8 protein-coding genes are annotated in these 12920 nt (G+C 43.5%); 5 read left to right on the top strand and 3 right to left on the bottom strand.

What is annotated here, in order from left to right; all coding sequences use genetic code 11:
• Positions 1-276: 276 nt before the first annotated feature.
• The gene (locus tag KL866_RS20445; protein WP_214993636.1) at positions 277-4239 is read left to right on the top strand and encodes a S8 family serine peptidase; all 3963 of its coding nucleotides are present in this window, start codon (positions 277-279) and stop codon (positions 4237-4239) included.
• A 42-nt stretch (positions 4240-4281) separates the two neighbouring features.
• On the opposite strand, the gene rmuC is transcribed toward KL866_RS20445, so the two are convergent.
• On the bottom strand, positions 4282-5571 hold the full coding sequence (gene rmuC / locus KL866_RS04365; RefSeq protein WP_214993634.1) for a DNA recombination protein RmuC: 1290 nt from the start codon (positions 5569-5571) through the stop codon (positions 4282-4284).
• A 259-nt stretch (positions 5572-5830) separates the two neighbouring features.
• Positions 5831-7360 carry a fumarate hydratase gene (locus tag KL866_RS04360; protein ID WP_025255276.1) on the bottom strand — a complete coding sequence of 510 codons (1530 nt, stop codon included), beginning with the start codon at positions 7358-7360 and terminating at the stop codon, positions 5831-5833.
• Positions 7361-7595: 235 nt separating this feature from the next.
• Between KL866_RS04360 and pabB the strand changes: the two genes are divergently transcribed.
• The 3 genes from pabB to KL866_RS04345 all read left to right on the top strand — a co-directional run bounded on the left by pabB (position 7596) and on the right by KL866_RS04345 (position 11193).
• Positions 7596-9029, top strand: coding sequence for an aminodeoxychorismate synthase component I (gene pabB, locus KL866_RS04355; protein ID WP_214993627.1), 1434 nt, complete (start codon positions 7596-7598; stop codon positions 9027-9029).
• 64 nt (positions 9030-9093) lie between these two features.
• A complete protein-coding gene (locus tag KL866_RS04350; protein ID WP_214993625.1) occupies positions 9094-9666 on the top strand; it encodes a CoA pyrophosphatase in 573 nt (190 codons plus the stop codon).
• A gap of 153 nt (positions 9667-9819) precedes the next feature.
• Positions 9820-11193: an L-serine ammonia-lyase gene (locus KL866_RS04345; RefSeq protein WP_025255273.1), complete on the top strand. Its 1374-nt coding sequence runs from the start codon at positions 9820-9822 to the stop codon at positions 11191-11193.
• An 84-nt stretch (positions 11194-11277) separates the two neighbouring features.
• Here KL866_RS04345 and cysB read toward each other — a convergent pair whose 3' ends face one another.
• Positions 11278-12252, bottom strand: a complete 975-nt coding sequence (gene cysB / locus KL866_RS04340; RefSeq protein ID WP_214993623.1) for an HTH-type transcriptional regulator CysB — start codon at positions 12250-12252, stop codon at positions 11278-11280.
• 209 nt (positions 12253-12461) lie between these two features.
• Here cysB and KL866_RS04335 point away from each other — a divergent pair.
• The coding region (locus KL866_RS04335; RefSeq protein WP_409173977.1) for a sensor histidine kinase at positions 12462-12920 on the top strand (459 nt) is incomplete at its 3' end.

Raw genomic sequence — 12920 nt, 5'->3', positions numbered from 1 at the left:
AAAATTGTTTCCGCTTATTTATGTAATTTCATTTCAATTATATGCGTCAGATAAGCACTATCGCAGTTAAATATTCTAGTTTTATTTCACTTTAGGTAGACATCTAAATGTAACAAAATATGTAATTTGTGTATTTCTGAAATACACATTACATAACCCTCAAAATTGTGCTAACAATAAATGTGTCATGACGGCAAATAGCCTTTAAAAGGGCAAATAGCTTTTAAAAAGTACAAAGACCGTCAGACCCAGGGAACTATTCACACGAGAATAATTATGAAAAAAACAATTATCAGTACGGTAGTTGCGACCGCATTAGCAGGTTCTGCTTTTGGCGCGTTTGCTCTATCAAATCAAATTTCCGGCCACAGCGTTGAACAACAAAACGCAATTGAGGCTTCGTTCGACAAGAAAAATATTCTAGCAAACGCTATCCAAACCAGTAGTGATAGTGTTCGCGTTATTATCCAACTAAACGACGTACCAATGGCGCAATTTAGCGCAGTTAATCCTAGTGTTAGCAGTATGGCTGCGCACAAGGGTCAAAAGGTCAACTTTGAGTCAAATGCAGCGAAGGAATATAAATCATTCCTAGAAACACAACAGCAATCTGTTATTCAATCTATCAAAGCGTTTGATAAATCATTCAAAGCAGACCTTTCTTATACTGCGGCATTTAACGGATTTGCAGGTATCGTATCTAAAAGCGCGCTAGATAAGCTTTCAAGCCTGTCTACAGTTAAAGCGGTATACCCAGACGTTATCCATCACGCACAAATGGACGCAAGTTTGGACCTAATCGGTGCAGTTGAAACTTGGGAACAGTTTGGCGGTAAAGAAAGTGCTGGAGCTGGCATAAAAGTAGCTATTATAGATAGTGGTATTCGTCCAGAAAACCCACTATTTAGCGGTGAGAACTTTACTGCACCCGATTCTCTTCCAACTGATGATTACTGTTCAGAGGCCCCTGATTTTTGTAATGACAAGCTCATTGTGGCGCGTGCAGCAGACATCGTAGAAGGCTTCGCAGTTGTTGAAGAAGAATATGAAAGCCCGCTAGGCTTTAACGGTCACGGTACTCACGTTGCTGGTACTGCAGTAGGTAACTACGGCGTTATGGCTGAGCGCGACGGTGCTGAAGCAGAAATCTCAGGTGTTGCACCAGCGGCCTATTTGATGGTTTATAAAGGCCTTTACGCCACGCCTGCAAACCCTGCATCTTCAAGCGGTGCTTCATCTATGTTGCTTTCAATGCTCGAAGCAGCACTTACAGATGGCGCAGATGTTGTTAACAACTCTTGGGGCGGCGGCGCTGGCGGTAACCCTAACGGCTCTGTATACGAAGATGTACTTGAAGCCATGCACGATGCTGGCGTAGTTACTGTATTCGCTGCTGGTAACGACGGCCCGGGCGAAAGTACAATCGGGTGCCCTGGTTGCTCAGAAGACGTTATCACAGTTGCAAACACGACAACGGGTCGTTTGTTTGCAAATGAAGTGACTATCGAGGGTGATACCACTATCGGCGCTATCCCAGCACTTTATTCTGTGGGTAACCCTGCCATCGTATTTGATAGCCCAATTACTGCTCCAGTTGTTTATGCTAGTGAAGTCGATGCGGCAAACGTGGAAGGATGTGTTGCATTTGCTGAAGGCGCATTCGATGGTGCAATTGCACTTATCAGCCGTGGAACTTGCGGCTTTAAAGATAAAATTGAAAATGCGGAAGCGGCTGGCGCTGAAGCCGTGCTTATTCACAATGTAGATGGTCGTGGTGAAGCTCCAATCTTGATGGGCGGCCTTACCGACGCGCAAATGATTCCTTCGTTAATGCTCCCTGCTACGCCAGGTCAAGCGCTTGCTGCATTAGCGGAAAGTACTGATGAAGCATTAAACGTTACGATTGGCAGTGATATTGTTCGTGTAGTCTCAGACAGCCTTGCTGATATCATGAATGAAAGCAGCTCTCGTGGTCCAAACGGCGACCCTACGTTTCTTAAGCCAAATATTGCGGCACCTGGTACTCGTATTTTCTCGGGTGAATCTCCAGACGCTCCAGGACACGAAGGTGAAACCTTCTCATTTAAAGGTGGTACGTCAATGGCGTCACCACACGTAGCAGGCGCAGCGGCCCTACTTAAGCAAATGCATCCAGATTGGACTGCACAGCAAATTAAGAGTGCCCTTGTAACCTCTTCTATTCGCGACGTACTTAAAGAAGACGCTGCTACACAAGCAGACAACTTTGACATGGGTGCTGGTCGTCTAGATCTACCACGTGCAACAACTGTTGAGCTTACCTACAGTGACTTGAGCTTAGTAGACGGTAACTGCTACCTTAACTGTGAAATGTCTATCACAGTAACTAACACTAGTGACGAGGATGTGACTGTTGATGCAACGCTGATGTTTAACGACCCAGCTATTGAAGCGACCGTTACTCCACAAATGGCTACTCTTCCAGCAGGCGGTTCTGCTGAAATTATGGTTGCAGTAGACGTAACGACAGCGTCGACTGGTTCATGGTCTTTCGGTGGCATCAACTGGGCTGACACTGACGACACTACAACAGATTACTTTATTCCTGTTGCGGTTTACCCAATCAGCAGCGATGAACCATCTCTATTTGATAGTGACGTAAGCAATCAATTAGCAGCTGAAGGTGAGTTAGTTGTTACTGAAGCATTTGCTACTAACACTGATGTTACAGGTATGATTAGCATTTCTGGTGAAATTGATCACAAGTATGACATCAACCCGTCAACTATTTCAGCAGTTAAGAACGGTAACCAAGAGCCAGTAAGTTATGATGCCGATTCTGATACTATTTACTGGGAAGGAGCACTTAATACTGCGTCATTCTCAATGAATGCTGACACTTCAATTGGTGATATTCTTGAAGGCTTTGGCCTACCTCGTTACGTACCAATGGCTTCAATCGGTATTACACCACTAGAGTGCTCTGGAACGTGTGATGATGCTTCGATTGAAATCAGCTTACCACGTACCATTACGTACCTAGGTACTGAGTACACAACCATGCAGATTTCATCTAATGGTTTTGTTTCGTTAGGTACAAGCTCAGGCAACATCACTACTCCTTTTGCTGAAGTGCTTCCTAATCTTAGTGAACCTAATAACGTTGTTGCTCCATACTGGACTGACTTCGATTTAGCGGGTGGTGGCGCAGGCACGGGTAACCTGTATGCAGTAAGCCTAACAACAGGCCACTTTGTTGTTGAGTGGGAAAATGCACAGATTTGGGGTGAAGATGGTACAAGCTTTAACTTCCAACTTTGGTTTGAATACGAAACTGGCAACGTAAACTTTGTTTACGGTCCAATGGACACACCGGTGTACGCTACTGTTGTTGGTGCTGAAAACGAATCTGGTAGTGTTGGTACTACTTTCGCTTCACTGACTTCAGCTGGACTTCAAGGTACTCTGCCAGTAGAAGGTGACGAGTTTGTTCTTACCGCTAATGCCGGTGACGAAGTAACAATCAGCTACGCAGGTACTGTGGTTCCTTCAAGCGAGTACATGGATGACATGCTATTAGTTAACGAAGATGCGTCGGTAACGGCTAACATTCTTGCTAACGAAATGGATAGCACGATCATTAATACGTTTACTATGGAATCTCTTGCTGGAGACTTCCGTACGTTTACGCCAATTACTATTGATAAAGAGCCACTTGACCCGTCAACTGTTACAGTTACTACTGAAGCAGCAAACGGTACAGTGACAGTTAATGATGATGGTACGGTAACCTACGCACCAAATGCTGACTTCTTTGGTGAAGACTCATTTACCTACACGGTTCAAGTTGAAGGTTCAACTACAGAAGAAGGTGAAGTTGTAGAAGGTGACATCGTAGGCGAAGGCACTGTGACAGTTGCAGTTGCGGGCGTTCAGGATGCACCTGTACTTTCAATCTCTGCGCCATCTAGCGTCGATGAAGGTGAATCATTCACTGTAACTGCATCGGCAACTGACGCAGACGGTGATGATGTTACTATCACTATTGACGGTGTTGAAACAACCTCTTACACCGGTACTGCACCAAGTCACGAGCAAGCTAATCGTGTAACGGTACAAGTAACGGCAACTGACGGTATCGATACAACTACAGACAGCGTGACTATTACAGTTAACGATAAGTCTGGTGGTTCTATGGGCTGGATTGCATTACTTCTTGCGCCAGCTGTATACCTACGTAGACGCATGAAACGTTCATAACGTTTCCTTTAAATGTAAAAAAGGCCGCATTCGCGGCCTTTTTTAATCATCTTTTGAAAGTTGCTGTAAGTTCTGTGACATCCGTTTACTTGGCTGAACACCAAGTTCGCGAAACTTTTCAATCTGTCTCACTATATTCCCTCGCCCACTGGACAGTTTATTCATCGCTTGTTCGTAGCTTGCGTGAGCGGTATCCATAGACTTTCCTACTTTTTCCATATCAGTAACAAAACCTACAAACTTGTCGTATAACTTAGCGGCCTGTTCGGCAATGAGCTGTGCATTTTGGTTTTGGTACTCGTACTGCCATATATTATTGATGGTTCTAAGCGCAACAAGTAAATTTGTAGGGCTTACCAGCATGATATTGTGGTTAAGTGCCAAAGTGACTAAATCTGGCTCCTCTTCAACAGCTATTAGAAAAGCGGGCTCTATTGGAATGAAAAGCAACACATAATCTAGCGTCTTAATGCCCTTTAAATTTTGATAATCCTTTGCTCCAAGACCTTTTATGTGGCCTTTGATTGAGGCTACGTGTTGGCTTAAGAACTGTGCTCTTTCCAAATCATCTTCGCAATTGAAATATCGTTCATAAGCCGAAAGGCTTACTTTTGAATCTATGATCACGTCTTTATCGTTTGGTAAATGTACCACTACATCTGGCTGAAAGCGTCTTCCCAGTTCAGAGGTCGCAGACATTTGGGTTTCGAATTCGTGACCTTCGCGTAGGCCTGATTCTTTAAGAATACGTTCAAGAACCACTTCTCCCCAGTTACCTTGCTTTTTGTTATCACCTTTGAGCGCACTGGTTAGTGCGGCAGCTTCTTCCGTAATTCTCTGATTGAGCGCTTTTAAACTCAATATCTCTGTTTTAAGCGACGCTCGTTCCTGCCCTTCACGAATATGCTGCTCTGAAATTTGTCGTTTGAAACCATCTAACTCGTTTTTAAATGGAGCGAGTACGGCTTCAATATTGTTTTTCGTTTGCTGCGTGTAACGCTGCTGTTTTTCTTCAAATATACGGTTTGCTAAATTCTCAAACTGTGTTTGTAAGCGTTGTTCAGAGGCGTTCATAGCTTCAAGTTTATCTTCATGTGCAGCGTGAAGGGCTTGAATTCTCACTTGGTGCGCTTCGTTCTGTGCCTGCAGCTTCGCATTAGCTACACGTTCGCTGTTTAGTTCACTTTGCAACTGTTCACAATAGTGTGTTGCTTGAGATAATTGCTGTGAGTGCGTTTGATTTCGGATGAACGAATATAGTGCTAATACACAAACACTGATAAAGGCGATTAAAAAAGCAATAGGTTCGCTGGAAATGATAGTAGTTAACATAGTGCACATTCATACTGTTATTTTGTACAGCACTATAAACAAAATCGGTGAAATATACCAATTCGCTTAGATGTTAAACCCGTTAAAAGCGCTTCAATTACCTTTGGACTAAGCTAGCGAGCAGTTTCAACAAATAAAAACGGGCGCTTTCGCACCCGTATAATTAATTTGTTTGAGAAGCTTAAAAATTAATTTGAAAAATGAAGGTTAATTCTAACCTGCTTTAATCAACAATTTTTAGAGGCCTTAGTTCGACTCGTTATTTGGAAAGTGAAGCATCAAGCTCTTCAATTTTCGCTTTCCAAATGGCCGGGCCATTTTTGTGTGCGTTAGCACCCGTGCTGTCTACAGCAACCGTTACTGGCATATCTACTACGTCAAATTCGTAAATTGCTTCCATACCTAAATCTTCAAAAGCAACAACGCGAGATTTCTTGATGGCTTTTGATACAAGGTAAGCTGCACCACCAACTGCCATAAGGTAAACCGCCTTATGCTTGGCAATTGAGTCAACGGTAGCCGGTCCACGTTCTGCTTTACCAATCATGCCAATAAGGCCTGTTTGTTCGAGCATCATGTCTGTGAACTTATCCATACGTGTTGCCGTTGTTGGGCCTGCAGGGCCTACTACTTCGTCGCCTACAGCATCCACTGGACCTACGTAATATATAAAGCGATTGGTTAGGTCAACGCCTTCTGGAAGGCCTTCACCATTTTCCATCATGGTTTGAATGCGTTTGTGTGCGGCATCACGGCCAGTAAGCATTTTACCAGACAGTAATACCGTTTCGCCTACTTTCCACTCTTGAATGTCTTCTTTAGTTACTTCATCAAGATTAACGCGGCGGGTATTTTCACTCACTTCCCAGGTTACTTCTGGCCAGTCTTCTAGCTTAGGCGGCGTAAGTTCCGCAGGGCCTGAACCGTCTAGATAAAAGTGTGCATGTCGGGTCGCAGCGCAGTTTGGGATCATTGCTACAGGTTTAGATGCAGCATGTGTAGGCAAAGACATGATCTTAACGTCAACCACAGTTGTTAAACCGCCCAAACCTTGAGCACCGATACCTAGTTTATTAACTCGGTCAAAAATTTCTAAGCGAAGCTTTTCGTCAGTGGTTTGTGGGCCACGTTCGATAAGCTCTTGAATGTCTACTGGATCCATTAGGCTTTCTTTAGCAAGTACCGCTGCTTTTTCAGCTGTACCGCCAATACCTATACCTAGCATTCCAGGTGGACACCAGCCTGCACCCATGGTTGGCAATGTTTTTACAACCCAATCAGCAATATCGTCACTTGGGTTTAGCATAACCATTTTAGATTTATTTTCTGAACCGCCACCCTTGGCCGCGATCATCACTTCAATTTTTTCGCCCGCTACCATATCGATGTGAACAACAGACGGCGTATTATCTTTCGTGTTTTTACGCGCTCCGGCTGGGTCGGCAACGATAGACGCGCGAAGTGGGTTGTCAGGATTAAGATAAGCGCGACGTGTACCTTCATCAACCATTTCCTGAACGGTCATGTCAGTTTTATCCCAGGTAACACCCATACCAACCTTAACGAAACACGTTACAATACCTGTGTCTTGGCATAAAGGGCGCTTACCTTCGGCAGACATACGAGAGTTGATAAGAATTTGTGCCATCGCATCTTTAGCGGCTTGGCTCTTTTCTCTTTTATAAGCCTCTTCTACAGCTTTAACGTAGTCGAGTGGGTGATAATAAGAAATAAACTGCAGGGAATCTTCAATGCTGTCAATGAAGTCTTGTTGACGGATAACGGTCATGACATCCTCTTTTTATTTGGCTTTCGTGGTCTTAGCTAGCTAAAAAAGCGTATACTAGCGCATCTAAAGACATCGCACCATTTAAAACAATGTGCTTTGGGCTAATTCCAGTTATTTTTAAAAACTATGTGGATTTAACGCCGCTAGAACGCGCTAATTCCAAAAGAGTAAAGGTAGTTTCACGCTAAAGATAAGCAGCAACCACCTAAGATAAAAAGAAGTACAGAAAACACCTATGTCACACGCAGATACTATTCACGTTCATGTTTCCCGATTCACCCAAAATGCACTAGCCCATGAATTAGCGCTTAACTGTGATAAGGGTTCAGTCTTTAATACACTGTTTAAACAAATATCTGCGCTTCCCTACTCTATATTACTGGATACTTCAGGCTCTTCGAAGAGCGAAGGGCGATTCAATATTATGGCCTTTTCCCCCACTTCGGTTATCGAAGCAAAAGGTAAAACGGTGGAACTTCTAGATTTACACGCTTCAACACGGCAGCGGCTTACACTGCCTCCCTTCGAGGCGGTTCAAGAGCATTTGCACGCACGAATTTCAAATGTAGAAATACATGCCAATTTCGATACTGCCCACCTCCCCTTTATTGTTGGTGTATCAGGAATGGCTGGTTATGACACTGGGCGGTTTTACGAGACATTGCCCAGTATAGCTAAAGACGACTACACCACGCCTGATTTTGTTGTTGGTCTCTATTTGTGCTCACTTATTGAAGATACACAAACGGGCTACATTTATTATTGTACTGCCAATAACCAACCACTTAATCAGGTTTTCAATAACCCTGCTCACCACACGTCACCCGCTCATTTCAAGCTTACATCGCGCTTTGAATCGAATCTATCTAAGGGCGCTTATGAAGCTAGTTTAGCTAAAATACACGCTTATTTACGGGCTGGCGATTGCTATCAGGTAAACATGGCGCAGCGATTTAGCGCGGAATTTGAAGGAAGTATGTGGCAAGCCTATTGTGAGTTACGCAATCAAAATCAAGCGCCCTTTTCTGCCTATTACAATCTTCCACAGGGCTGTATTGCCTCTATTTCACCTGAACGATTCTTACGAGTAAAAAACGGCGTTGTGGAAACCAAGCCAATTAAGGGTACACGCCCGCGCTTTACCGATATTGAACAAGATAGAGAAAGTGCCCAAAGCCTGCTGTCTGCAGATAAAGATCGTGCTGAAAACCTTATGATTGTTGATCTACTTCGAAATGACATTTCAAAGCATTGTAAACCCCATACGGTTAAAGTACCGGCACTTTTTGCGCTTGAAAGTTACGAAGCCGTGCACCATTTAGTTAGTACGGTAACTGGTGAATTAAATGACACATCATCGCCTTTAGCGCTCTTAGCTTCTGCTTTTCCAGGGGGGTCTATCACAGGCGCGCCTAAGATACGCGCCATGGAAGTTATTGATGAACTAGAACCTCACCGTCGTCATATCTATTGTGGTAGTGTGTTTTATATGGGCTATCGTGAAGATATGGATTCAAGTATTTGTATACGAACGATTTTAGCAGAGAATAACAAATTACATTGCTGGGCAGGCGGTGGTATTGTGTTAGATTCAGTGCCAAGCGAGGAATATCAAGAAACCCTTGATAAGGTTTCTAAAATACTGCCTGTGCTAGAGACACTGAACTAAAAGTAGAGCTGTGAGCAAACGTAATTTGAAGATGAAATAAATGATTAGATTTTAAAAGGTTGCTATGACGAGAAACGATTTTCTATCACAATTTCACCACTTAAGGCTTGCACACACTGAGCCTGACTTCCCCTTGAGAAAAACGGGGAGGCCCGCGGCGGTGTTAATACCTTTGATAGATTATGGAAGTTCGCTACAGCTGCTGCTTACCGAGCGAGCACATCACCTTAAACATCACCCAGGCCAAATCAGTTTTCCCGGCGGCGCGGTTGATGAAACAGATAATTCATTTTTCGATGCCGCGCTTCGCGAGGCTGAGGAAGAAGTTGGCCTCCCCTCAAGCCACGTAGATGTAATTGGCATGCTGCCAAGATACCGAACTATCAGCGGCTACGAAATAGCCCCGGTCGTTGGCTTTGTAAACCCTGATTTCACCCCAACTATCGATAAGAACGAGGTAGAGAGCGCTTTTGAAGTGCCTTTAGCCCACGTGCTTGATAGAAAGAACCACTTGGTACACACCTCTCATCGCGATAATAAAGCTTTTCCTATCTACTTCATCCCTTGGCAGAACCGCATGATTTGGGGTGCAACCGCTGCTATGTTACGAAACTTGTCTCATCATATACATCCTTGATAATCAGAAACGGCGGCTAATGACTACAGCGCTATAAATTAAACTTTACAGCGTATTAGCAAAACTAATCCTGTTATTAGCTTTTCTGTATTGTGGTTTTCACGCAGTGGATGCATGATCTTAACATTACTTAGTTTTAATTTATGAAAGTTTATGATCAGTGTATTCGATATGTTCAGCGTGGGTATTGGCCCATCCAGTTCGCACACCGTAGGCCCTATGAAAGCTGGCGCCGAGTTCGTTACAGAGCTTTCTCAAGACACTGCGCTTTTTGACTCGGTTGATAGCATAAAAGTTGAGCTGTTTGGCTCCCTGGGTCAAACTGGCATCGGTCATGGAACTGGAAAGGCTGTAATCTTAGGTTTGTTGGGAGAAATACCCGACGTTGTAGATGTAGACACCATCGACAGTAAGTTAGAAGAAATACGTAACACTGAGGCATTGTGCCTGAACGGACAAAAGTTAGTGCGCTTCCCTAGCAAAAATGCCATTGTATTTCATCGCCGTAAAACATTGCCTAAACACGCCAACGCGCTCACATTTTACGCTTACTCGAAAGATGAATTGGTTAGAGAGCAAACCTATTACAGCATTGGTGGCGGCTTTATTATCAAAGATGAAGATTTTGACGCAACTAAGGCGCATGCCGCTAGCCTTCAAGCTTCTGTGCCCTTGCCTTTTAAAACCGCCGAAGAGCTTCTTTCCCTGTGTAAAAACAATGGACTAAGTATTAGCTCGCTTATGTTGCGTAATGAAGCGACTTTTAGACCAAAACACGAAGTAAAACAGCAGCTACATAGTATCTGGCTTGTTATGAAAGCGTGTATTCAGCGCGGTATTGAAAGCGAAGGAATACTACCTGGTGGCTTAAAAGTGGTTCGTCGTGCTCCTGGCCTATATCGTCGTTTGCAAACTGAACATACGAACGACCCTATGCAGACCATGGATTGGGTAAATTTATTTGCGCTGGCAGTAAACGAAGAAAACGCAGCGGGCGGACGGGTTGTCACTGCTCCAACTAACGGCGCAGCAGGTATCATCCCAGCTGTACTTCAGTACGTAGATAAATTCATTCGTCCTGTGGATGAAGAAGTAGCGAGTCGCTTTCTTCTTACCGCGGGAGCTATCGGCATTCTCTATAAAGAAAACGCGTCGATTTCTGGTGCCGAAGTGGGATGTCAGGGCGAAGTTGGTGTTGCTTGTTCAATGGCTGCCGGTGCGCTTGCAGAAATAATGGGGGGTACGGCTGCCTCAGTAGAAAATGCTGCCGAAATTGGTATGGAGCACAACCTTGGACTGACATGTGACCCCGTAGGTGGTCTTGTGCAGGTTCCATGCATTGAGCGTAATGCAATGGGCGCTATTAAAGCCATCAATGCTTCTCGTCTTGCGTTACGAGGGACAGGCGACCACAAGGTTTCATTAGATAAAGTCATCAAAACCATGCGCGATACGGGTAATGATATGAAGACTAAATATAAAGAAACGGCACGAGGCGGACTAGCTGTAAATATCATTGAGTGTTAATCGCAACCGTGTACTGAACAACAATTAAAATGCAAAAAAAGGGGCGACAGCCCCTTTTATAAATAATGCTCGCGTTTTGTAACGTTACTTTACTGGTAACGTTACACCTTTAAACATTTTTTCCACTTCTTCATTATTTTTCAGCATCATTGCCTTCTCAACCTTATCCTTAGTCAAATGCGGCGCAAAACGCTCAATGAAATCGTACATATAACTTCTAAGGAACGACCCTTTTCTGAAGCCTATCTTCGTAGTGCTGTAATCAAATAAGTGGCTCGCGTCTATTTTCACCAAGTCGTCGTCTAAATCTTCGTTTACCGCCATTGACGCAATTACTCCAATACCCACGCCAAGACGCACATAGGTTTTTATCACGTCGGCATCTGTGGCAGTGAAAACTATTTTTGGCGTTAGCCCTGCTCTCTCAAAGGCTTGATCCAATTCCGAGCGCCCTGTAAAACCAAAAACGTAAGTGACCAGTGGGTACTTCGCAATATCCGAAATATCTATAGTGCCTTTTTTCGAAAGCGGATGGTCTTTGTTAACGATCACGCTGCGATTCCAGTGATAACAGGGAAGCATAACTAAATCGTTATACAAGTGGAGGGCTTCAGTAGCGATAGCGAAATCTGCCTCACCTTTAGCGGCTAAGTCACTAATTTGAGAAGGCGTACCTTGGTGCATATGTAACGACACTTTGGGGTACTTGCTCATAAAACCTTGGATAACATCTGGCAATGCATAGCGAGCTTGTGTATGGGTAGTGGCTATATTCAATTTGCCTTGATCTGGAAGCGTGTGCTCTCTTGCAACCGCTTTAATGCTCTCTACTTTCGCAAGAATTTCACGCGCAATATTAATTACGTCGTTACCTGCGTCGGTTACATGGGTAAGGTGTTTACCGCTACGACCAAAAATCTGAACGCCTAACTCGTCTTCTAACATGCGTACTTGTTTGCTAATACCAGGCTGAGAGGTATACAAACTTTCTGCAGTTGCTGACACATTCAAATTATTATTGAGAACTTCTACGATATACCGTAGTTGCTGTAGCTTCATATTTTACACCGTTTTATGGGATAGACCGACACTTTACTCTCTCCGTTATAACCAAAACTACCTTTTTTTACTAGTTGCTATTACGAATTTGGCATTATAAAGTTGAATTTAATTCATTTTTTTACAAATTTACGCGTAATTTGCCCTTCATTGTCTAATCTCTTCTACAGTATGTTTAGGGTAAAAAGTCGCATGGCGTTCAATAGATAATGAGTAGCAGTAAACAAGTTGCATCCACAATCGATTTTTCTTCGGTATTAGCGGCCGCTGTACACGATATGAAAAACTCACTTTTTCTTCTAATCCAGTCTATTGAAACATTGAGCGACACCCTTTCACCACAAGATACCAAAGCTAGAGAACAAGTCGCGAGTGTTCATTATGAAGCATCAAGGCTTAATACCAACCTTGTTCAAATACTTTCGTTGTACAGAGCAGAACTAGAAAGCCTACCTATTACCGTTGACGAAAGTTTTATAAAGGATTTAGTAGAAGATGTTGTGGGTTCGAACGCTTTGTACGTATCTCAAAAGAATATTGAAATTAGCGTTGATATTGAAGAGAACCTTAGTTGGTATTTAGATAACGAACTAATTTATTTACTTTTGAATGACGTGATCATAAACGCGATGCGTTATGGTACATCGAAAATACTCGTTTCGGCTCAT

The sequence above is a fragment of the Alteromonas sp. ALT199 genome (genome assembly GCF_018619335.1).
Taxonomy (GTDB): Bacteria; Pseudomonadota; Gammaproteobacteria; order Enterobacterales; family Alteromonadaceae; genus Alteromonas.
The sequence above is the reverse complement of the archived record's forward strand: the minus strand, read 5'-3'. Positions and strand labels throughout refer to the sequence as shown.